Raw genomic sequence first — 22897 nt, 5'->3', positions numbered from 1 at the left:
ATGGACCTCCAGAATCTCCTTGACGACATTGTCGGCACGGTTCAGCCCTTGCTCGGCCAAGGAGCGCCTGCAGACTACATCCCGAGCCTGGCCGCGGTTGATACCAAGCAATTCGGCATTTCCGTGGCAACCTCCAACGGCGACGTGTTCTCCTCCGGAGACGCCGATGTGCCCTTCTCCATCCAAAGCATTTCGAAGGTCTATGCCCTCGCCCTGGTGCTGGCCGGGGATGGCGACCGGATCTGGAAGCGCGTGTTCCGGGAGCCCTCCGGTAATCCGTTTAATTCCTTGGTGCAGCTCGAACACGAAGACGGAATTCCGCGGAATCCGTTCATCAATGCCGGCGCCCTGGTTGTCACCGACAGGCTGCTCAGCATCGTGGGCAACTCGGCGTCTCCCGTCCGGGAATTGCTCCGGCAGGAAAGCGGCAACAACTCTATCGATGCCGACCCCGAGGTGGCCGCTTCAGAGGCCGCGAACAGTCACCGCAACGCCTCGCTGGCACACTTCCTGGCAAGCTACGGAAACCTCGAAAACCCCGTGGACTCGGTCCTCAAGGCATACATCAACCAGTGCGCGCTTGAAATGAGCTGCACTGATTTGGCCCTCGCGAGCAGATTCCTGGCCAACAACGGGCTGCGCGGGAACGGCACGGCTCTTCTGTCGCCCTCGCAGACAAAGAGAATCAACGCCGTGATGCTCACGTGCGGCACCTACGACGCCGCCGGCGAATTCGCGTACCGCGTGGGACTCCCTGGAAAAAGCGGGGTGGGTGGCGGCATTGTGGCCGTGGTACCCAACAAATGCACCATCTGTGTCTGGAGCCCCGGCCTGGGACGATCCGGGAATTCACTGGCAGGCGTTGCCGCACTCGATGAGTTCACCACGCGCACTGGCTGGTCGATTTTCTAGCAGCGCCGGGCTTCAAGCAGTAGCCGGGCTTCCAGCAGCTGCCACCTAGCCCCGGCCCACGAACGGCATCCCGGCGGCGGTCACCACCACGGAACCAACATTGGCCGACGCGGGCATGTTGGCCATCATGAGCACAGCGCGTGCAGCATCCTCCACAGGAAACATGGGCTCCACGCGCCTGCTGCCATCTGCCTGGAGCGCCCCCGAGCCCACGCCGATGGTGTCCATGATTTCGGTGCGGGTGTTGCCGATATCGATCTGCCCGCACGTAATGCCATACGGGCGCCCGTCAAGCTCTATACTCTTGGTCAGGCCGCTCATGGCGTGCTTGCTCACGGTGTACGCGACGGACAATGGCCGCGGCGAATGGGCTGAGATGGAGCCGTTGTTGATGATGCGTCCGCCCTGTGGCTCCTGCGTCTTCATGGTGCGCACGGCCTCGGCCGCGCACAACATGGAACCGGTGACATTCACCGCCAGGGTGGCATTCCAATCGGTCACGCTGATCTCGTCCACGCCTCCGGAAGGGCCGAAGATGCCCGCATTGTTGAACAGGACATCAACCCTCCCCCAGCGCTGGCGGGCCGCCGCGAAAAGGCGCGCGACGTCGTCGGGCACTGTCACATCGCACGGCACCGCAAGCGCCTCGGGGTGGCCGTCGGCAGTCTCGAGGAGCTGCGCTTCCCGCCGTCCGGCGAGGGCAACGCGGTAACCTTCGGACAACAGAAGGCGGGCCACCGCCCGCCCGATCCCGGAACCGGCTCCGGTGACGACGGCGACCCGGGGCCGGGTAGGGATGGTTTCGCTCACGCGGTTCTCCTGTTTGTTGAGCTAGCGCGCGGCGGGAGCATCCGCCGTCGTCGTGTCCGTTATGGTCAGGGGCCAGCCTATGACGGTCTTGGGGCGCGGCGTGGCGTAGGTCCGGACCTTGGACGTTGACAGTCCCAGGCGGACGAGCGACTCGGCGATGGTCACGGCGGCGGCGACTCCGTCCACCACCGGAACGCCGCAGCGTTGGCGGATCTGTTCGTCGAGCCCTGCCATGCCGCCGCAGCCGAGGACGATGACCTCGGCTTTGTCGTCACGCACGGCGCGTTCGGCCTGTTCCACGATGGCTTCGACTGCGCGGTCCGGGTATTCCTCGAGCTCCAGGACGGCCATGCCGCTCGCGCGGACGGATGCACAGCGGTCGTCGAGGCCGGCGAGCTTGAGGCGGTCTTCGATGAGCGGGACCGCGCGGTCAAGAGTAGTGACCACGGAGTATTTGTGGCCGAGGAACATCGCGGTGCTGGCCGCGGCCTCGGTGATGTCGACCACCGGGACGTCGAGGAGCTCCTGGAGTCCCTCGCGGCCGTGCTCGCCATAGCCGGCCTGGATGACGGCGTCGAACGGTTCGGGGTAGTTGACCACGCGGTCCATCACTGCGATGGCGGCGAGGTAGCTTTCAAAGTTCCCTTCGCAGGAATCGGCGCCGAACCGCGGGGTGATGCCGATGATCTCGGTGCCGGGAGCCGCGACGCTTCGGGCCTGGGCCGCGATGGAGTCGGTCATGGATTGGGTGGTGTTGACGTTTGCGACGAGGATGCGCATGTGTTCCTCCTGGGTAGCCCAACTAACTCGCAGTTGTTGTCGTTTTGACGGGCGAAAACGACATTAACTGCGAGTCAGTTGAGTATTAGTGATTGCTGACGACGGCGATCGGCTCGCCGGAGACGTCGGTGTGCTGCTGCTTCTTGTCCGCGAAGACGTAGTAGCACAACGCTCCAATGCCTGCTCCGAAGAACCAGGCGAACGGTGCCACGGCCTCGAGAGCCGGAACGAACGCAATGAGGACGGCGACGACGGCGGCCGGAACCATTGCGGCGATCGCCCGGGGGTTGACGCCGCGCTTGTAGAAGTAGGTGCCCGAAGGGTGGTCCGTGTAGAGGTCAAGGATGTTGACCTTGCCGCGGCGCAGGAGCCAGTAGTCGGCCATGACGACGCCGAACAGCGGGCCGAGCAGCGCGCCGAGTCCGCCCAGGAAGTACACGATCACCAAGGGGTTGTTGTAGAGGTTCCACGGCAGGATGACCAGACCGATGGTACCGCTGACCCAGGCTGCCTTGCGGAAGTTCAGGTGCTTGGGGAAGAGATTGGTGAGCGCGTAGACAGGTGCCACGAAGTTCGCCATGAGGTTCACTGCGATGGTCAGGATCAGCAAGGCAAGGCAGGCCAGGACGAGGAAGAGCGTGTTGGGGATGCTCTGCACGATGTCGGAGGGGCTTTCAATGATCTTGCGGTTGATCTTGTACTGGCCGCCGGCCATGATGACCACGATTGCGCCGAACAGGAGCATGTTGATGGGGATGCCCCAGAAGTTGCCGCGGACAATGGACTTCTTGGACACCGAGGAACGGGTGAAGTCGCAGAAGTTCAGGACGAACGTGCCGTAGATGGAGACCCACAGCGCGCCGCCGGCAAAGATCGTGCGCCACATCTCCCCGCCTTCAAGCCCCTTGATGCCGGACCACTGGATGGCGCCCCCGGCCTCCACGAAGACCCAGATGGCAATGGCCAGCATGGTGGCGAGAATGATGGGGCCGGCGAAGGCCTCGTATTTGCGGATCATCTCCATGCCGAAGCTGACGATGACCAACTGGACAATCCAGAGGGATACGAAGGCGATCCAGCCAAGGGTGGACAGGCCGAGGATCGAGTTGGCGTCCATGTCCTTGAGCCCAGGGAACATGGCGACAAGCATGACGCGGAGCACCACGGAGGCAAGGTAGGTCTGAATTCCGAACCAGGCGATGGCCACTGCGCCTCGGACCAGGCTGGCCAACTGGGCGCCCCGGATACCGAAGCTGATCCGGCTCATCACCGGGAAGGGGACGCCGGTCTTCTGGCCCATGAATCCGGAGAAGGTCAAGAGGGTGAACAACAAAACCGCGCCGATGCCCAGGGCCACGAGGATTTGCCACCCGCCCAGGCCGAGCGAAAAGAGGCCGATGGCGAAAGCGTAGTTGCCAAGGCTGTGGACGTCGTTGGCCCAGAGGGTGAAGATGCTGTAGCTGGTCCAGCGCCTACCCTCCTTCTTGGTGGGGGCGAGGTCGAGGTTGTAGAGGCTGGGGCTGATGTCACGGCCTGCTGCGACGGACGCTACATCGCACAGGGTTTCATTTCCTACTGACGGATGGACCGAACTGCCTGGCAGTACGGTCTGCTCCGGAGCCGCTGTGACGCCGACTGGGGGAGTCGATTGCATCGTGGATCTCCACTTCTTTGTGGTGCTGCAACTAGGCTTCCGAGACGCTGTGAGAGGAGTTGAAACTTTTTCGCATCGTGGAATCTAGTTATTGAATAGTGAAATAACTGTATGAGCTAGGTCACCTTTGGTCAAGGCCTGCGGTCCCGACGGCGGTCACAAACGGCAGAGTGGGGCCGCGAGGCCTTGCGGGCACTAGCCTCCGCAACGCGAGATTGACGCTTGGCGAACGCATGGCTAATCTCGAATTACAGAATTTTATTCTCACAATACGAAATTTCTATGCACGTTTTCAGCGCGCACCACAGTGCAAGCGCCCAGACATTCAATGAAGAGAGGTTGGACGTGGCTGCAGGAGAAGAGACCTCACACATCCTTAGCGGGTTGACTTCCCAGCTGCCTGATCGTGATCCGGAAGAGACTGCCGAGTGGGTTGAGTCTTTGGATGCGTTGATCAGGGAGCAGGGCACGGAGCGGGCGCAGTTCATCATGCGCAGCCTGCTTCAGCGGGCAGGGTCCCAGTCGGTGGGGGTCCCGATGGTGACGACCACCGATTACGTGAACACGATCCCGGCGGACCAGGAAGCACCGTTCCCGGGCAACGAGGAGTTCGAGCGCCGGTACCGGGCGTACATGCGCTGGAACGCGGCCGTGATGGTGCACCGGGCCCAGCGGTCCGACATCGGGGTGGGCGGGCACATCTCCACCTATGCCGGGGCCGCGACCTTGTACGAGGTCGGCTTCAACCATTTCTTCCGCGGCAAGGACCACGCCTCGGGCGGGGACCAGGTCTTCTTCCAGGGACACGCGTCCCCGGGCATGTACGCCAGGGCGTTCATGGAAGGCCGGCTCTCGGAGGAGGACCTGGACGGGTTCCGGCAGGAAAAGTCCAAACAAGGCCACGCCCTCTCCTCCTACCCGCACCCGCGCCTGATGCCCTCGTTCTGGGAATTCCCGACCGTGTCCATGGGCATCGGCCCGATGAACGCGATCTACCAGGCCCAGTCCAACCGCTACCTGCACGACCGCGGCCTCAAAGACACCAGTGACCAGCAGGTCTGGGCGTTCCTGGGCGACGGGGAAATGGACGAGCCCGAGTCCCGCGGCCTGCTCCAGCTCGCCGCGAACGAGAACCTGGACAACCTGAACTTCGTGATCAACTGCAACCTCCAGCGCCTGGACGGACCCGTCCGCGGCAACGGGAAGATCATGCAGGAACTGGAGGCGTTCTTCCGCGGCGCGGGCTGGAACGTCATCAAGGTCGTCTGGGGCCGGGAATGGGATGACCTCCTGGCCAAGGACACCGACGGGTCCCTGGTGAAGATCATGAACGAAACCGTCGACGGGGACTACCAGACCTACAAGGCCGAATCCGGCGGGTTCGTCCGGGAACACTTCTTCGGGAAGACCCCGGCCACCAAGGACATGGTCGCGGACCTGGACGACGAGCAGATCTGGAACCTCAAACGCGGCGGGCACGACTACCGCAAGGTCTACGCCGCGTACAAGGCCGCGGTCGAGTTCAAGGGCAAACCCACCGTGATCCTGGCCAAGACCGTCAAGGGCTACGGACTCGGACCCCACTTCGAGGGCCGCAACGCGACCCACCAAATGAAGAAACTCACTCTCGACGATCTGAAGGAATTCAGGGATTACTTGAGGATTCCGATTTCCGACGCCCGATTGGAAGAGGATCCTTACCGGCCGCCGTACTACCACCCAGGCATGGACGCGCCCGAGATCGCCTATCTCCTCGAGCGCCGAGCTGCGCTGGGGGGTTCGGTCCCCGAGCGGCGTTCCAACCATGCGGCCATTGAGCTGCCCGACGCCAAGACCTTTGACGTTGCCAAGCGGGGAACCGGCAAGCAGCAGGCCGCCACCACCATGGCCTTCGTCCGTCTGCTCAAAGACCTGCTCCGCGACAAGAAATTCGGCCACCGGATTGTCCCCATCGTCCCGGACGAGTCGCGGACCTTCGGCATGGACGCGTTCTTCCCGACCGCGAAGATCTACAACCCGGGCGGCCAGAACTACCTCTCCGTGGACCGGGACCTCGTCCTGGCCTACAAGGAATCCCCCATGGGCCAGCTCATCCACCCCGGCATCAACGAAGCCGGCGCCGTCGCGGCCTTCACCGCCGCCGGCACCGCCTACGCCACCCACGGCGAACCCCTCGTGCCGATCTACGTGTTCTACTCCATGTTCGGCTTCCAACGCACCGGCGACGCCTTCTGGGCCGCCGCGGACCAAATGACCCGCGGCTTCATCATCGGCGCCACCGCAGGACGGACCACCCTCACCGGCGAAGGACTCCAACACGCCGACGGACACTCCCCCATCCTGGCCTCCACCAACCCCGCCGTCCTCACCTACGACCCCGCCTACGGCTACGAAATCGGCCACATCATCCGCGACGGACTCGAACGCATGTACGGACCGGCCGCAAGCGGCGAAGGAACCGGACCTGCATCCGATAGAAACGTGATGTACTACCTCACCGTGTACAACGAACCGATCAGCCAGCCCGCGGAACCGGAAAACCTCGACACCGAAGGCCTCCTGAAGGGCATCTACCTGCTCGCCCCGGCGAAAACCGACGGGCCCCGCGCGCAGATCCTGGCCTCCGGCGTCTCGGTCCCCTGGGCCCTGGAAGCCCAGAAAGTCCTCGCCCAGGACTGGGGAGTCTCCGCCGACGTCTGGTCCGTGACCTCCTGGAACGAACTCCGACGCGACGGACTCGCCGCCGAAGAACACGCCTTCCTGAACCCCGGCGAAGAACCCCGCACCCCGTTCGTCGCCCAGCAACTCGCCGGCGCCACCGGACCGGTCATCGCCGTCACCGACTACATGAAGGCCGTCCCGGACCAGATCCGCCAATTCATCCCCAACGAATTCGCCTCCCTCGGCGCCGACGGATTCGGATTCTCCGACACCCGCCAAGCCGCACGACGCTTCTTCAAAAACGACACCCACTCCATCGTCGTGAAGACCCTGCAACTACTCGCGGCGAGGGGCGAGGTTGACCCTAGTGCGCCGTCGTACGCCATTGACCGGTACAAGCTCCTCGACGTGGCTGCCGGAACCACCGGCGGTTCGGGAGGCGACTCCTAAAAAGCTGTAAAAAAGAATCGGCGGTAGTGCTCCGTGAGCACTACCGCCGATTTGCTATGACGCTCCGAGCGAGCGGCGATCCACCACGAATCCTGTGGCGGCATTCTCCCTGACTGCGTTGATACCGGCCACAAGGGCCGCAATATCCGGGAACTTGGGCGATACCGCCACTACCGTTCCATCATCAGCCTTCAACCGGAAACGGAACGATTGCTCCCCCGCTGTCAAGATTTCGAAAATGCCAGACATAAACCCTCTTTCCACCGCGGATGCGTCATTGCATCCCCTTCGATGACCACCGACTCTCGTGAAGTCCATAAGAGAATATCGGCCAGGGGAGCCTGCCAGAAGGCCTACCCATGGGTAATATTCAACCTTTTTCGGTAGACCTATATTGGAATGCAAGGTGAACCTAGAGACCTCGCGGGGGCACATGGATAGGGTGAACCCCATGAACGATTCCAGCTCCGTGCCCACCACTGGTGTGCTGTTGGCCGGCGGCGCAGGGACGCGCCTGGGCCTCGGCCCCAAAGCGGCGCTGCCCTTCCGCGGCCACACCTTGGTGGAGGTACTCGCCAAAACATTGCTCGACGGCGGTTGCCTGGAGGTGGTGGTGGTACTCGGGGCGGGGGCCGAGGATGTCCGCGGTGCGACAGAGCTCGGCGGGTACCTCGTGGTGGACAACCCGGAGTGGGCGTCCGGCATGGCCAGTTCGTTTCGCACCGGTATTGCGGCAGCTACCCATGGCCACAACGTCATGGTGGCCCTGGTGGACCAGCCGGGGTTGACCCCCGGCGTCGTCGCCAGGCTGCTTGCCGCGCACCGACCGGGCCGTGTGACCGCAGCTGGATACGCGGAAGCCGCCTTCGGGGGTGGCAACACAATAAAACTCCGGCGCGGCCACCCCTTGATTATCGACGCCACCCTCCGCGCCGACGTCGCCGAGTCCGCCGTGGGCGACGCCGGAGCACGCCGTTTCCTCGAGGCGCACCCCGGCCTCGTGGACGTCGTCGACTGCAGTGACCTCACCGACGGAGCCGACCTCGATACGAAGGACAAGCTGCACCTCCTCAGCGACTAGCCACCTCCCAACTGTCCCCACCGCCACCCTCGCCTCGCAAGCTCGGCCAGGGAACCCTGGCGGCGTGGGCCCATGCAGTAGATGTCGTTTTAAGGGCTCAAAACGACGTTAAATGCGAGTCAGTTAGGTGGGGGCAGAGGCGTCGGCGTCCTTGAGCGCCAGGTAGATCTTGTCCCGGGCGATGGGGAGCGCCGCGAACCGCACCCCGGTGGCGTTACGGATGGCGTTGGCCAGCGCAGGTGCCACGGGGTTGAACGGGCTCTCGCTCATGGACTTCGCACCGAGCGGCCCCATTTGGTCGTTCGTTTTCGCGAAATAGACCTCGCTGCGTGGCACGTCCGCGAAGGAAGGGATGTGGTACTGCCGCAGGATGTCGGTGGTGACCCGGCCGACGTCGTTCACGCGGACTTCTTCATACAGTGCGACACCCAGCGCCTGGGCGATTCCGCCTTCCACCTGGCCGCGGCATTGCCGTGGATTGACCACGACGCCGGCATCGGCCGCCTGGACGCTCTGCAGTATCCGGAGCTCTCCCGTGCCGGTGTTCACGGCCACCCGGAATCCGTGGACGTTGAAGGCGACCGAACGCGGGGTTCCGCCCCAACGCCCTTCGGCGGCGAGTTCCACGCCCTGTTGCTGCGCGGCGTCGTACACCTCCGCGAAGTGAACCACCCGCTCACCGCAGCGCGCGGCACCGTCTTCGAGCACGCAGTCCGCCTCCGGCACACCGGCAAACACGGCCGCCACTGCCCGGATCCGCAGCGCGAGTTCCTGCGCCGCGAGCAGAGTTGCCTGGCCGGCCACCACGGTGCCTGCGGACCCGAATGCCCCGGTATCGTGCTCCACGAGGTCCGTATCGGACTGGCGCACAGCCACCTTGGACGCCGTCGTGGACAGGGCGGTCGCCGCGAGTTGCGCGTGGACCGTGGTGGTGCCGTTGCCGAATTCGGCGGTCCCGACGGCGGCGTCGAACGTGCCGTCCGGCAGGAGCCTAAGCCTGGTGTGGGCGAAGTGGCCCCGAGGCGGAACCGTGTCGATCATGGACAGCGCGGAACCGACGCCCGTGACCCACCCCGGGCCGAAGTTGTCGAGGCCGGCATCCCGGTAGCGTTTCTCGCCCCGTTCGAGGGCATCCCGGACCAACGCCACGCACTGGTCCAGGCCGTAGCTGCCGTAAAAGACGTCCTCTTCCGGTTCCGGGTTGGTGGAGAGCATGTCGTCACCTGGCCGGACCATGTTCTTGAGCCGGAAATCCAAGGGGTCCATGCCGATTCCGACGGCGAGTTCATCCACCGCGGATTCGATTGCGAAGATCATCTGGCTCAGGCCGTAGCCACGGAAGGCGCCGGCCGGGACTGTGTTGGTATAGACGGCCTGCGCGTCCACTTTCTTGTTGGCGCAGTTGTAGACGGCCAAGGACTCGCCGCAACCGTGGAACATCACTCCGGGCGCGTGGTTTCCGTACGCACCGGTGTTGGTGACTACGTCCAGCTGCATCGCTGTCAAGTGGCCGTCCCGGCTCGCGCCGGCCTTGACCTTGATGGTGAAGGGGTGGCGTGTGGTGGTGGCGGTGAATTGTTCGGTGCGGGTGAACTCCAATTGCACCGGCCGGCGCAGCTTGAGGGCCGCCATGGCCACGAGGTCCTCCGTGAGCACTTCCTGCTTACCACCGAACCCTCCGCCCACGCGGCCGGCCACCACGCGGATGCGGTCCTCAGGAAGATCGAACACGCGGGCCAGAGTGCGCCGGACCAGGAACGGGACCTGGCTTGAGGAACGCACCATGAGCCGGTCCTCCCCTGGATTCTCGGAGGGCTCCACCCACGCGATTGAGCAGTGCGTTTCCATCGCTACGTGCTGTACCCGCTGGGTCTGGTAGGTGTTCTCGTGGATGAAGTCGGCCGCTGCGAATCCGGCTTCGACGTTCCCCAGCTCGGAATGCACCTCCGCCACGACGTTGTTTTGCGGGCGGGAAATCCGTGCCGTTTCCCCGTCCTTCTCACCGTGGATCGCGGGCGCACCGGGCTGCAACGCCTCCTGCGGCGAGAACACAGCGTCCAGGAGTTCGTATTCCACCTTGATGGCCCGGGCTCCGGCTTCCGCTGCGCCCACCGATTCGGCGACGACCGCGGCAACCCGCTGGCCGATGAAGCGGACCACGTTGTCGAGGACACGGGTGTCGTCGGGGTCGTCGGTGTAAAGCTCGTGCTGGGCGGTTGAGAACAACCGGGCCGGCGCGTCCTCATGCGTGAAGACCGCGACGACGCCGGGTACCTGGAGGGCCGCCGTCGTATCGATGGAAACGATCCGGGCATGCGCGTGGGGCGAGCGCAGCAACTTGAGATGCAGCAGTCCCGGGAGCTGTTCCGGCGGGACGTCGAGGGTGTAGCGGGCGGTACCGGTGACGACGGCGCGTCCCGCAGGCGCGGGAACGTTGTCGCCGAGCCGGCCCGTATTTATTGCTTCCGGGCCGGCACTTGCTGCCGCATCGCCGTCGGGTGCGTGCGTGTGGCCGCCGCAGACGGCGTCCGCAATGGAGCGGTAACCCGTGCAGCGGCACAGGTTTCCCTTGAGGTTTCGCGGGAGGTTGGCCTTCTGTTCCTCGTCGAAGGTGGCGGCCGTCATCATCATGCCCGCCGTGCAGAAACCGCACTGGAAGCCCTGGTTTTCCAGGAACTGCTCCTGCACCGGATGCAGCTCTTCCCCGCTCGACAACCCCTCGACGGTGGTGACCGAATGCCCCTCGGCGCGGACGGCCGGGTAGATGCAACTGTGCACGGGTTTACCGTCCACGTGGACAGTGCACGCGCCGCAGTCGCCTCCGTCGCACCCTTTCTTGACGCCGAAGTTGCCCTGTTCACGCAGGAACGTCCGAAGGCACTGGCCCGGGCGGGGAGCGGCCTCGGTGGCTGTTCCGTTGATCTCGATTGCCATGCTCAGGCCTCCTTCTGTGCGGGTTGGGTGGATGGCTGTGGCGAAGTGGCCTGCGGCGGCCAGAAATCGCCCGAGACCGTGTGCGGCGCGTCGTCTGAAACCGGGTCGAGCAGCTCCGCGCGGATCTCCTCGGCAAGCCGGAACGTCATATCGCGGCGCCATTCCGGGAGCCCGTGGATGTCGTCGTGGTAGAGCTCCGTGGGGATCGAATGCCCGACGGCGGCGGCCAGCTGCTCAGGGTCAGGCAACTCCGCGGCGGCGAACCGCAGCTGCACGGGCCGCTTGGTGGCGGCGGTGACGGTGAGGACCAGGCTGCCATCGGCGTCGAGCCTTCCGATCAGCAGCACCCCCGATCGCCCGAGGTTGCTGAGCGAGAGCCGGCGAAAGGCCACCTTCGCTGCCAAGGCCGACGCCGGCAACTGGATGCTGCGCAAGAGCTCACCGGGTGCCAGTGAGTTTTTCCCGTCCCCGGTGACGAACTCGGCCACTGGAATCGTGCGGCTGCTGCCGTGCCGGCCGAGGATGGTGGCCCTGGCATCCAGGCCGGCGCACAGCGAAATCATCGGCCCAGCCGGGAGCGAAGTGCAAACATTGCCGCCAACGGTGGACATGTTCCACACCTTGAAAGAGGCCACGAAAGAGTCGCAGCACGGCCGGAAAAGTTCCAGTCCCGCCCAGTTCCGGCCGTCCACGGCGTCCGACACCGGGAGCGCGTAGAGCTCGGCAACGGTGCAGGTGGCGGCCAACTCAATGCCCGCGTCGCTCACGGTGACGGCCGGCCAGCCTGCTTCGCCCAGATCGAGGAGGCGTTTCAGCGGTTCTTCGCTGCCCGCCGGACTGCCGTAGGAGAACAGGACCGTACCGCCGGCGAGCCAAGCATCGCCCTCGCGCCACTGGCCGGGATCCGTGGTGGCGACCACGGACTCGATGGTGTTCATGTCCATGGGGTCACCTTGCTTTGTTGGGGGGTGTTGCTGTGATGGATCGGTCCTGTCCGGTCTTTGAGTGAACCCCCGGCAGAGGCCGGGTGCGGAGCGCGGGACGCGAGGATTTCGGCGGTAATGGAAACAGCCACTTCGGCGGGGGTGACGGCACCAAGATCCAGCCCGATCGGCGAATGCAGGCGTTCGAGGGCCTCGGCCGGGATGCCGCAGTCGAGCAATCCGTCGATCCGCTGCCGGTGGCTGCGCCTGGAACCCATGGCTCCCACATAAGCGAGATCCAATGCGAGGGCTGTTTCCAGCAGGGGAATATCGAATTTGGGATCGTGGGTCAGCACGCACACGACGGTGCGGGAATCGATCCGGCCGGCGGTTGCTTCGTCGGCAAGGTAGCGGTGCGGCCAGCCATTGACGAGATGGTCTGCGGCGAGGAATCGGCGCTGGCTCGAAAAAGCGGGGCGGGCATCGCACAAAGTGACCTCGTAGCCCAGGAGTTTCCCGGCGGGGAGCAAGGCCGCGCCGAAGTCGTTGGCGCCAAAGATCAGCATCCGGGCCGCGGGCAGACGGCTTTCGACGAAGAGAGTAATGGCTTCGGCTTCCAGCGCGGAGCCCCCGCAACCTTCGGCCGGGGCGAGACGCACCAGCCCTGCCCGGCCGCCATGCACGAGTGGTTCGAGCTGGGCCGCGGCCGCGCGGATCACGGCGTCATCCCCGCCGAGAAGGGCCGAAAGTTCCCGTGAACCTGCGGCGGAAAAACCCGCCGGATCAGGAACGACGACGGCGCCTCCCGCCGCGTCGAGCCTGCGGATGAGTGCCAGGGAAGAGCCACCGGAAGCGGCATTCAACAAAGCCGGGTCAATGCCGGCGGTCCCGGTCGGCTGGATGTGGACTTCCAGCTCGCCCCCACAGGTGAGCCCGACGGCGAACGCGTCCTCGGCGCTGTAGCCGAACGACTCGAGGCGACTGCCGCCGTCGTGCATTGCTTGAAGGGCAGCCTCCACCACGGCGCCTTCCACGCAACCTCCGGAGAGGCTGCCAAGGACATCGCCGTGTTCTGAAACCAGCATGGACGTGCCGAGCGGCCGGGGCACGGAGCCTCCCGAGGCCACAATGGTCGCGACGGCGCATCGCTGCCCGGAGACCGCGGGCCGCCACGTGCCCAGGGAAGGCATCAAATCCAACATGGCAACACCTCCTTTACCGAGGTCCCGGACCGGCGAACCGCCCGGGGCAGTGTGCGATCTTGCCTCATATTCTCATTCCTTGCGTCTGTACAGGAGAGCTTCGGGTAAACGGACATCCCGTTGCGTGAAGAGGACCGGGGCGGGCCTCTCATTTCCCACCCCGGTCCTTAGCGGAGCGGCCGCACCTCACCGCCGCCCGCCGTCGTCGTCCGATTTATGCGGTTGGGGACGATCGGCGGACGCCTATTCATTGCGGTGATTTGCGGCCGGACCGCCGTCTCAACGGCCGGCTACGATCCCATGAGTGCGCTGATCGGCCCGCGGGCAAAGTAGATCAGGAAGCCCACGGTCACCACCCACATGAGCGGATGGACCTTCTTGCCCTTCCCCGATGCCGAGTGGATCACGGCCCAGGAGATGAATCCGACGCCGATGCCGTTGGCGATGGAGTACGTCAGCGGCATGGTGACGATGGTGAGGAAGGCGGGCAGGGCCACGGAGAACTTGGAGAACTTGATCTCGCGGATCTGCGCCATCATCATGGCACCCACTACCACCAGGGCCGCGGCTGCGACCTCGAGCGGAACCACGCTGGTGAGCGGGGTCAGGAACATCGAGCCCAGGAACAGCAACCCGGTGACCACCGACGCCAGGCCGGTGCGGGCGCCTTCGCCAATGCCGGCAGCGGAGTCGATGTACACGGTGTTGGACGAGCCCGACGTCGCGCCGCCAGCTACCGCGCCCAGGCCTTCGACGATGAAGGCCGACTTGAGCTTCGGGAACGTCCCGTCCTTGTAAGCCACGCCGGCGCTCTTGGCGAGGCCGGTCATGGTGCCCATGGCGTCGAAGAAGTTGGTGAACACCAGGGTGAACACCAGCATCGTGGCCGCCAGGCCGCCGATCCGCGAGAACGAACCGAAGAGGTCGAAGTGGCCCACCAGGCTGAAGTCCGGGGCGGACACGAGCTGGCCGGACAGTACCGGGGTGTTGAGGTGCCAGCCACCGGGATTGGCGGCGCTGCCAGGCCCGATGTGCATGACGGCCTCGACGACGGCGGCGAGGACCGTGGTGGCGACGATTCCGATCAGGAGGCCGCCCTGGATCTTGCGGGCCACGAGGATTCCCATAACCAGCAGACCGACAATGAAAACGAGGGTAGGTATTGAGGTAATGGAACCATCGTTGCCGAGCTGTACCGGAGGTCCGCCCTTTGTGGCGCGGACGAAACCGGAATCGACGAAGCCGATGAAGGCGATGAACAGGCCGATGCCAACGGTGATGGCGGCCTTGAGTTCCTTGGGGACAGCCTTGAAGATCGCGGTGCGGGCGCCCGTGACGCCGAACAGGACAATCAGGATGCCGTTGATGACCACGAGGCCCATGGCTTCCGGCCAGGTGACTTCGTGGATGACGGCGACTGCGAGGAACGAGTTGATTCCCAGGCCTGCGGCGAGCCCGAACGGCAGGTTCGCGATCAGGCCGAAGAGGACCGTCATGACACCGGCGGTCAGGCCGGTGACTGCCCCCACCTGTGCCGCGGACAACCATCCGCCAGCCACATCCGTGGGTGCGTTCTGGGCTGAGAATCCGCCCAGGATCAGTGGGTTGAGGATAACGATGTAGGCCATCGTGAAGAACGTGACGATGCCGCCGCGGAATTCGCGGGCCAGCGTGGAGCCACGCTTGGTGATCTGGAAGAAACGATCCAGGAAGGAGTTCGACGCCGGGGGCCTGGGGCTGCTGCCCCGCTGTGCTACTCCGGTTGCCGTGTGCTTTTCGCGTGCATCTGTCTGCCCTGCGCCGGAAGGCGCAGCCTGCTTTTCAGTTGCAGTTCGCATTTCTGCGGGGTCCAGGATGGTCATTTCAGCCACCGGCCCTAGTAGTCAATCCTGGAGTCAAGCGTGTTCCAGGTGTTGAAGGGTTCCAGGATGGCCGGTGCCTGGGGGTCGCCCAGTTCCAGCTTGGTGACCGGCATGAGGGTGTCCCGGTCCTCGTTCTCGAAGTATTCGTAGAAGACGGCGTCGTCGAAGCCGACAGAGGCTGCGTCGTGCCGGTCTGCTGCGAACACTACGTTGCCGATTCGGGCCCAGAGAGCCGAGGCCAGGCACATAGGGCATGGCTCGCAGCTCGTGTAGAGGGTGGCTCCGCTGAGATCGAAGGTGCCGAGCTCGCGGCAGGCATTGCGGATGGCGGTGACCTCGGCGTGGGCCGTGGGGTCGTTGGTAGCGGTGACCCGGTTGACGCCTTCGAAGGCGCGGCCATCCGCGGTGACAATGACGGCGCCGAACGGCCCGCCGCTGTTGAGGACATTGGCTGTTGCCAGCTCAATGGAAGTGGCCAAGAAATGTTCGGCCGTGACGGTGGTACTCATGTGCGACTTCCTTAGTGCTGAGGAAGCCTGTAACCAGGGAGGCATCTGAACATGACAGACCAGTGCTGCGATTACCAGGCTTCAGCATGTGCTTTTGAAGGTTTCGCCTGGTAGATAGCTTCCCGGAGTCCGGGTGCCCGCCTTTGGCAAATTGAGATTAGCACCGGAGATGTGAGCCGCGCCATAGTTTCTGGAAAAAAAGTTTCGACATGTGAAATTCGCGCTTGATGCCGGACAGGAGGCCAGGCTTGGGCGTCGGTCACATTGACGCATTTCGACGAGCCACCTACGCTGGGTGCCACCGGCAGGGTTGACCTCCGGAACCTGGATCAGCAGACAGGACCCACTGAGCTGGAACGCAACTACGCCGACCAGACAAGGATTCCCGTGTCCCCCAAATCCGATTTCCAGCCAGCAGCCCCGGCAACGGATCCAGCCCCTTCCCGGCTCTGGATCAAGAATCCCCTCGCAGTGTTCACCGCCAACCGGCTCGACGCCGGCGGCGGCATCGTGGTCAGCGACGGGAAAATCGCGGAGCTCGTCCCCGAAGGAAAGCGCCCTTCCGCGCCATGCCATGAAACCTTCGACGCCGGCAGCCACGTCTTGCTTCCCGGTCTGATCAACACGCACCACCACTTCTACCAAACGCTCACTCGCGCCTGGGGCCCGGTGGCCAACGCTCCCCTGTTTCCCTGGCTGCGGAACCTGTATCCCGTATGGGCGCGGTTGACGCCGGACAGCCTCGAGCTTGCCGTGAAGGTAGCGCTCGCGGAACTCCTGCTTTCCGGCTGCACCACGGCAGCCGACCACCACTACCTCTTCCCCGCGGGACTTGAGGACGCGATCGACGTCGAGGTCGGCGTCGTGCGTGAACTCGGAATGCGCGCCACGCTCACCCGAGGGTCCATGACGCTGGGCGAGGACGACGGCGGCCTGCCTCCGCGGTCCACTGTGCAGCGCCCCGAGGTCATCCTCGCGGACAGCGAACGGCTGATCGGCAAGTACCACGAACGGGGAGACGGTGCGGTCATCCAGATCGCTTTGGCCCCTTGCTCACCGTTCTCAGTGACCAGGGAGATCATGGCCGAGAGCGCTGCCATGGCCGAACGGTTGGATGTCCGGCTCCACACGCACCTCGCGGAAACCATCGACGAGGAAGATTTCTGCCGCGAGATGTTCGGGCTACGCACCGTGGATTATCTGGACAGCGTCGGCTGGCTCGGAAAGCGCACCTGGCTGGGCCACGGCATCCATTTCGACGACGACGAGATCGCCCGACTGGGTGCTGCGGGCACCGCCGTCGCGCACTGCCCGACGTCGAACATGAGGCTCGGATCCGGCACCGCACGGGTGCTGGAACTTGAGGCCGCCGGGGTTCCGGTAGGGCTGGGAGTGGATGGTTCGGCGTCGAACGATGCCTCCAACATGATCCTCGAAGCGCGGCAGGCGCTGTATTTGCAGCGGCTGCGCTACGGCGCGGACGTCCCTGTGGAGCGTGCGCTCGGCTGGGCGACGCGGGGATCCGCTGCGGTGTTGGGCCGGACGGACATCGGCCAGATCGCGCCCGGGATGCAGGCAGACCTTGCCTTGTTCAAGCCCGACGGACTGCGCTTCTCCGGCAGCCATGATCCCGTCGCGGCGTTGTTGCTCTGCGCGGCGGACCGCGCCGACCGCGTCATGGTGGGCGGCAAGTGGCGGGTTGTGGACGGGCAGATTCCGGGACTGGACATCCCGGAACTTATTGCCAAACATTCAGCCGCCGCACAGAAAATCATCAGGGGTTAGGAGTAGCCTCTCGATTAGGTCGTAGATCAGGAGGCAAATCATGACCGTCCCCCAGCACAACACGCCGACTCCTCCAGGTTGGTACCCGGACCCCTCGGGCTCAGGGCAGCTACGGTGGTGGGACGGTAACGCCTGGACTGGGAACGCTTGGAACCCGCCGACCCAGGCCGGCGCAGGTCAGGCCGGCGCGGGTCAGGCCGGCGCGGGTCAGCCCGGCGCAGGTCAGGACGGCGCGGCGTGGCCCGCGGCCGCGAGCCCAGCGGCCGCGAGCCCAGGGCAATACGCCGGCTCTCCGCAGTACGCAGGGCCGGTCCAGCCCGCGCCGCGCCCGGAAATCAGCAAGCAAACGCCGGTCTACAATCCGTTCATTTGGCTCGTCACGCTGCTGCCGGTGATCACCCTGATTATCCTGATGCTCTGGAACCCGGTCTTCCACTTGCGGTATGTCGGCGCTCGGCGCGTACCGACCCTGGATCCCAGTGCGTTCAGCGTTCCATATTTCCTGCTCGTTATCTCTTCCTGGCTCATCTACGGGGTCAGCGTTCTCTTGTCCTACCTCGACTGGCAAAAGCTGCAGAGGGACGGGGTGGTCCGCCCCTTCCACTGGGCATGGGCCTTCCTGGGCGCTGGAGTCTACGTGGTGGGCCGATCAGTGATCGTCCACAAGGTCGCCCCGCAGCGCGGACTCGCGCCTGTTTGGGCACTGATAGGCCTGACCGCCGTGAGCCTGATCCTGGTGTCCGTCAAAGCGAGCATGATCGTTTCGACCATCGCCAAGGCTCTACCAATGTAGGTTAGCCGGGCGAAATTTCTGTCCCACGAGCAAAGCGGCGGGCGGCATCTCCCCAGGTGCCGCCCGCCTTTTCGGCTCTGTTGCGCAGAGTCCCTCATCCCCAGGGGCAGGAGCCCTAGGAACGCTGCCGGCCGAATACCGGAAGGGCGCGCAGCCAACGGGAGAAGGTCCCGGGCATGCGGTCACAGTCGGCCGGAATGTAGAAGTCAGGATCCGTAGCGCCGAACGGCAGGTACAGTTCCTGGCCGGGCGCCGGGAATTCCACGACGTTGTTCTTATCCTGCGAGTCCATCTGTCCTCCTATTTCATGCGCTCAAGTTCTCCGTGGCGATGCGGCTCAGGCCTCTCGTTGGGTCCTACTTAGCTTCCGCACCTTATTTTCCACATACTGGAAAACATTTTTTGTTATATGGAAATGGTAGAGGGGATTCGCGAACCTCGTCAAGGGGTGCCCACGGGACCATGCCCCTGCCGCCAACCACCGTCGGTCACAATCAGAAAGTAGGTAACGATTCTTCGGAAGTGATGTACACCACTGGCAATCGTGGGCTACGCTTTCTTCAATTCGTGGCGCAGGTCACGTAACCTGGGAGCAGCAGGCAGGGTCGTAATGAGCTGGCATCAACGGATGCCGGCTCTTTTTTGTTGGGTCGGCTCCACCAGAAACGCGTACGAAACACGCGCTTAATTTCATTGGTGGACCTTAGTGGTTCCACCTCACAGAAGTTGGGATATGACCATGAGCAACAACATCGTCCTCGGCGACAACCAGTACGGCAAGGCAGAAGTCCGTGTCGTCAAAGTCACCCGCGACACCGACCGCCACCAGATCGAAGACCTTAACGTCACCTCGCAATTGCGTGGCGACTTCCAGGCTGCGCACCTCCAAGGCGACAACGCACACGTCGTCGCCACGGACACCCAGAAGAACACCATCTACGCCTTTGCCCGCGACGGCATCGGCTCCCCCGAAGCCTTCCTCCTGCGCCTGAGCGAACACTTCACCTCGGGCTTCGAGTGGGTTACGGGTGGCCGCTGGGAAGCCGAGGCCTACACCTGGGACCGCATTCAGGCACACGGCTCCGAACATGACCACAGCTTTGTCCGCAAGGGCCAGGAAGTCCGCACCGCCGTCGTCGTCCGTGAAGGCAACACGACGCACGTGATTTCCGGCCTCAAGGACCTGACCGTCCTCAAGACCACGCAGTCCGGCTTCGTGGGCTACCCCCGCGACCGGTACACCACGCTGCCCGAGACCACGGACCGCATCCTCGCCACCGACGTCTCGGCCCGCTGGCGCTACAAGACCGGGCTGGACGCTGCCGGGACCGATTTCAACAAGAGCTACGAGGACATCAAGGCCCTGCTCTTGGAAGGCTTTACGGAGAACTACTCCCACGCCCTGCAGCAGACCCTGTTCGACATGGGCAAGAAGGTGCTGGAAGCCCACAGCGAAGTGGACGAGATCAAGTTCTCGATGCCCAACAAGCACCACTTCCTGGTTGACCTCAGCCCGTTCGGCCTCGACAACCCCAACGAGGTCTTCTTCGCTGCGGACCGCCCGTACGGCTTGATCGAAGCCACGGTCCAGCGCGACAACACCGCACCTGCCCCGGCTGCGTGGAACGGCATCGCCGGCTTCTGCTAAGCCCCCGGGTACCCGCCCAACTGACTCGCAGTAACTGTCGTTTTGGAGCCTCAAAACGACATCAAATGCGAGTCAGTTGGGCAATCCCTCACACCCAAAACCACATTGTTAGCCAGACAACGTTAGCCAGACAAAGACGTCTGCCATGAACCAAGAAAGTCTGCCATGAACACGAAGAACAAATCCCGCTCCGCACAGTCCGGGCCAGCCCGCCCCGAGGACCAGCGCCTCTCGATCGGGAGCACGTTCGCCTACGGCTTCCAACACGTCTTGACCATGTACGGCGGCATCATCGCCCCGCCGCTCATCATCGGGGCCGCCGCGGGCATGTCCTCGCAGGACATCGGCCTCCTGATCGCAGCCTGCTTGTTTGTCGGCGGCCTCGCCACCATTCTTCAGACGATCGGCATCCCGTTCTTCGGATCGCAACTGCCGCTGGTCCAGGGCGTGTCCTTCGCCGGCGTCTCCACCATGGTCGCGATCGTCCACGGAGGCGGCGGAATCCAAGCCGTGTTTGGTTCCGTCATTGTGGCGTCATTGATCGGCCTGGCGATCACTCCACTCTTCTCCAAGATCATCAAGTTCTTCCCGCCCGTGGTCACGGGTACTGTCATCACCACGATCGGACTGACCCTCATGCCCGTCGCAGCGAACTGGGCCATGGGCGGCAACAGCGCCGCACCCAACTACGGCAGCATGGCGAACATCGGTCTCGCCGCGGCCACGATGGGCATCGTCCTGCTCCTGAGCAAGATCGGCAACGCGGCCATCTCCCGCCTGTCCATCCTCCTTGCCATGGCTATCGGGACCGTCATTGCCCTCGCCACGGGCATGGCGGATTTCTCCAAGGTCGGCCAGGGTCCGATCGTAGCTTTCCCCACGCCCTTCGCGTTCGGTGCTCCCATCTTTGAAATCGCGTCCATCGTTTCAATGCTGATCGTCATCCTGGTCACCCTGACCGAGACCTCGGCGGACATCATCGCAGTTGGCGAAATCGTGGGCACCAAGGTCGACTCCAAGCGCATCGGCAACGGACTACGTGCGGACATGCTCTCAAGCGCCGTCTCACCTCTCTTCAACTCCTTCACCCAGAGTGCCTTCGCCCAGAACGTCGGTCTCGTGGCCATCACCGGCATCAAGAGCCGCTTCGTGGTCAGTGCCGGCGGACTCATCCTGGTTGTTCTCGGCGTGCTGCCCGTCCTCGGGCGCGTTGTCGCAGCGGTTCCGACGCCCGTCCTGGGCGGTGCCGGCGTCGTACTCTTCGGAACTGTGGCCGCAAGCGGCATCCGGACGCTCTCGAAGGTGGAGTACCGCAACAACATGAATCTGATCATCGTGGCGGCGTCCATCGGCTTCGGCATGATCCCAATCGCCGCCCCGAAGTTCTACGACCAGTTCCCGTCCTGGTTCTCCACGATCTTCCACTCGGGCATCAGCTCGGCCGCCATCATGGCCATCCTGCTGAACGTGCTCTTCAACCACCTCAAGGCCGGCAACTCGGACAACCAGTCGGTCTTCGTGGCAGGCACGGGACGCGTGGTCACCGAATCGGATATTGCGTGCCTTGCGAACGGCGACCGTTTCGAGAACGGCAAACTGATCGACGCCGAGGGCAAGGAAGTGCCTCTCAAGTCGGACTCCCCGGCCGAGCACTGACAGCCTCCTCCGACCCTCGCTCACATATACGGGGTGCTTTCGAGACCCTCGCTCACATATACGGGGTGCTTTCGAGACCGTCGCTCACATGATGAACTGCTCCCCGGAAGTTGGACTGAGAAATTCAGGCCGATTTCCGGGGAGCAGTTTTATTCATGCAGGTAGTTCAAGGAGCGCTAGTGAGCGAGCGTCCGCCCGAAAACCCACATACGTGAGCGAGCGTCCGCCCGAAAACCCACATACGTGAGCGAGCGTCCGCCCGAAACCCCACATACGTGAGCGAGCGTCGGGACAGGTTAGTTCTGGTTCAGCTCGGCCGAGATCGCGAGGGCAGCCTCGCGCAGCAAGGGCACGGCGCGGTCGGCAAAGTGCTGGTCCACGCGGGAGACCGGTCCGGAAACGGAAATGGCGGTCGGCGTCGGAGCGTTGGGGACGGCCATCGCGAAGCAACGGACGCCGATCTCCTGCTCTTCCTCGTCGATCGAGTAGCCGCGTTCACGGATCCGGTTCAGATCAGCGAGGAGGGAGTCGATGTCCCCGATGCTCTTTGCCGTGGGAGTCGGCATGCCCGTGCGGGCCACGATCCCGCGGACCACCTCGTCGTCGAGCTGGGCAAGAATGGCCTTCCCGACGCCGGTGTCGTGCGTATGGGCGCGGCGGCCCACCTCGGTGAACATGCGCATGGAGTGCAACGACGGAACCTGGGCAACGTAGATGACCATGTCGGAATCCAGGACGGCCATGTTGGACGTTTCGCCGAGCCGGTCCACGAGGGACTTCAACTGGGGACGGGCCAGGGCTCCGAGTTGCTTGTTGGCGCCTTCGCCAAGCCGGATGAGCCGGGGGCCCAGCGCGTAGCGACGATTGGGCAGTTGCCGGATATAGCCGAGGGACACCAAAGTACGCAGCAGGCGGTGGATGGTGGGGAGCGGCAGGTCTGTCGACGACGACAGTTCGCTCAACGTGACGTCTCCGCCGGCGTCGGTGATGAGTTCCAGCAGTTCGAAGACGCGCTCGACGGACTGCACGCCTCCCGAGGGCTTTTCAGCCATTCCGTTGTCTCCTATGGCTCGGAATCCGACAACTCTTATCCGCATCGTGAAAAGAGTTGCTTAGAACACTCAAGATACAGCACACGACGCCGGAATGCTTGCCCATCGATTAGGGCTTGTGTTTCCACTTCGTAGATAATAATATCCATAATACGAAAACATTCGGTTTGAGCGGAGGCCCGTTA

The 22897-nt window shown here is 64.0% G+C and carries 18 protein-coding genes; 7 read left to right on the top strand and 11 right to left on the bottom strand.

Annotation, left to right across the window (positions count from 1 at the left end):
• The gene (locus ACSVHC_RS14220) at positions 1-912 is read left to right on the top strand and encodes a glutaminase (RefSeq protein WP_437771429.1); all 912 of its coding nucleotides are present in this window, start codon (positions 1-3) and stop codon (positions 910-912) included.
• Positions 913-957: 45 nt separating this feature from the next.
• On the opposite strand, the gene ACSVHC_RS14215 is transcribed toward ACSVHC_RS14220, so the two are convergent.
• From ACSVHC_RS14215 to ACSVHC_RS14205, 3 genes are all read right to left on the bottom strand, one after another.
• Positions 958-1722 carry an SDR family oxidoreductase gene (locus tag ACSVHC_RS14215; protein WP_437771430.1) on the bottom strand — a complete coding sequence of 255 codons (765 nt, stop codon included), beginning with the start codon at positions 1720-1722 and terminating at the stop codon, positions 958-960.
• Positions 1723-1743: 21 nt separating this feature from the next.
• Positions 1744-2502 carry an aspartate/glutamate racemase family protein gene (locus tag ACSVHC_RS14210; RefSeq protein WP_439181036.1) on the bottom strand — a complete coding sequence of 253 codons (759 nt, stop codon included), beginning with the start codon at positions 2500-2502 and terminating at the stop codon, positions 1744-1746.
• Between the two features lie 85 nt (positions 2503-2587).
• Positions 2588-4156 carry an NCS1 family nucleobase:cation symporter-1 gene (locus tag ACSVHC_RS14205; RefSeq protein ID WP_437771432.1) on the bottom strand — a complete coding sequence of 523 codons (1569 nt, stop codon included), beginning with the start codon at positions 4154-4156 and terminating at the stop codon, positions 2588-2590.
• A 345-nt stretch (positions 4157-4501) separates the two neighbouring features.
• Between ACSVHC_RS14205 and aceE the strand changes: the two genes are divergently transcribed.
• Positions 4502-7267 (top strand): pyruvate dehydrogenase (acetyl-transferring), homodimeric type, encoded by a 2766-nt coding sequence (gene aceE / locus ACSVHC_RS14200; RefSeq protein ID WP_437771433.1) that lies wholly within the window; start codon positions 4502-4504, stop codon positions 7265-7267.
• Between the two features lie 54 nt (positions 7268-7321).
• Here aceE and ACSVHC_RS14195 read toward each other — a convergent pair whose 3' ends face one another.
• Positions 7322-7516 carry a YegP family protein gene (locus tag ACSVHC_RS14195; RefSeq protein WP_437771434.1) on the bottom strand — a complete coding sequence of 65 codons (195 nt, stop codon included), beginning with the start codon at positions 7514-7516 and terminating at the stop codon, positions 7322-7324.
• 202 nt (positions 7517-7718) lie between these two features.
• Between ACSVHC_RS14195 and nboR the strand changes: the two genes are divergently transcribed.
• Complete coding sequence (gene nboR, locus ACSVHC_RS14190; protein WP_437771435.1) at positions 7719-8348, top strand: nicotine blue oxidoreductase; 630 nt, start codon at positions 7719-7721, stop codon at positions 8346-8348.
• Between the two features lie 123 nt (positions 8349-8471).
• Here nboR and ACSVHC_RS14185 read toward each other — a convergent pair whose 3' ends face one another.
• The 5 genes from ACSVHC_RS14185 to ACSVHC_RS14165 all read right to left on the bottom strand — a co-directional run bounded on the left by ACSVHC_RS14185 (position 8472) and on the right by ACSVHC_RS14165 (position 15778).
• Positions 8472-11282 (bottom strand): molybdopterin-dependent oxidoreductase, encoded by a 2811-nt coding sequence (locus ACSVHC_RS14185; RefSeq protein ID WP_439181035.1) that lies wholly within the window; start codon positions 11280-11282, stop codon positions 8472-8474.
• A 2-nt stretch (positions 11283-11284) separates the two neighbouring features.
• The gene (locus ACSVHC_RS14180; RefSeq protein ID WP_437771437.1) at positions 11285-12226 is read right to left on the bottom strand and encodes an FAD binding domain-containing protein; all 942 of its coding nucleotides are present in this window, start codon (positions 12224-12226) and stop codon (positions 11285-11287) included.
• Complete coding sequence (locus ACSVHC_RS14175; protein ID WP_437771438.1) at positions 12217-13407, bottom strand: XdhC family protein; 1191 nt, start codon at positions 13405-13407, stop codon at positions 12217-12219. Before ACSVHC_RS14175 ends, ACSVHC_RS14180 begins: the two co-directional genes overlap by 10 nt.
• Positions 13408-13697: 290 nt before the next feature.
• A complete protein-coding gene (locus ACSVHC_RS14170) occupies positions 13698-15269 on the bottom strand; it encodes an NCS2 family permease (RefSeq protein ID WP_437774088.1) in 1572 nt (523 codons plus the stop codon).
• 14 nt (positions 15270-15283) lie between these two features.
• Positions 15284-15778 carry a nucleoside deaminase gene (locus ACSVHC_RS14165; protein WP_284989955.1) on the bottom strand — a complete coding sequence of 165 codons (495 nt, stop codon included), beginning with the start codon at positions 15776-15778 and terminating at the stop codon, positions 15284-15286.
• Positions 15779-16165: 387 nt separating this feature from the next.
• Between ACSVHC_RS14165 and ACSVHC_RS14160 the strand changes: the two genes are divergently transcribed.
• Together ACSVHC_RS14160 and ACSVHC_RS14155 are read left to right on the top strand one after the other, a co-directional pair.
• On the top strand, positions 16166-17563 hold the full coding sequence (locus tag ACSVHC_RS14160; protein WP_437771439.1) for an 8-oxoguanine deaminase: 1398 nt from the start codon (positions 16166-16168) through the stop codon (positions 17561-17563).
• Between the two features lie 40 nt (positions 17564-17603).
• On the top strand, positions 17604-18356 hold the full coding sequence (locus tag ACSVHC_RS14155) for a DUF2510 domain-containing protein (protein ID WP_437771440.1): 753 nt from the start codon (positions 17604-17606) through the stop codon (positions 18354-18356).
• Positions 18357-18471: 115 nt separating this feature from the next.
• On the opposite strand, the gene ACSVHC_RS14150 is transcribed toward ACSVHC_RS14155, so the two are convergent.
• The gene (locus ACSVHC_RS14150; protein WP_269995742.1) at positions 18472-18648 is read right to left on the bottom strand and encodes a hypothetical protein; all 177 of its coding nucleotides are present in this window, start codon (positions 18646-18648) and stop codon (positions 18472-18474) included.
• Positions 18649-19089: 441 nt separating this feature from the next.
• On the opposite strand from ACSVHC_RS14150, the gene pucL reads away from it, so the two are divergent.
• Together pucL and ACSVHC_RS14140 are read left to right on the top strand one after the other, a co-directional pair.
• On the top strand, positions 19090-20004 hold the full coding sequence (pucL, locus tag ACSVHC_RS14145) for a factor-independent urate hydroxylase (RefSeq protein ID WP_437771441.1): 915 nt from the start codon (positions 19090-19092) through the stop codon (positions 20002-20004).
• 165 nt (positions 20005-20169) lie between these two features.
• Complete coding sequence (locus ACSVHC_RS14140) at positions 20170-21660, top strand: nucleobase:cation symporter-2 family protein (protein ID WP_437771442.1); 1491 nt, start codon at positions 20170-20172, stop codon at positions 21658-21660.
• Between the two features lie 296 nt (positions 21661-21956).
• Here the strand turns inward: ACSVHC_RS14140 and ACSVHC_RS14135 are convergent, their stop codons facing one another.
• Complete coding sequence (locus ACSVHC_RS14135) at positions 21957-22712, bottom strand: IclR family transcriptional regulator (protein ID WP_059389461.1); 756 nt, start codon at positions 22710-22712, stop codon at positions 21957-21959.
• Between the last annotated feature and the right edge of the window lie 185 nt (positions 22713-22897).

Source organism: Arthrobacter sp. KNU-44 (genome assembly GCF_051843155.1).
Taxonomy (GTDB): Bacteria; Actinomycetota; Actinomycetes; order Actinomycetales; family Micrococcaceae; genus Arthrobacter.
Note: the sequence above shows the minus strand (reverse complement) of the source record. Positions and strands in the feature narration are given on the sequence as shown.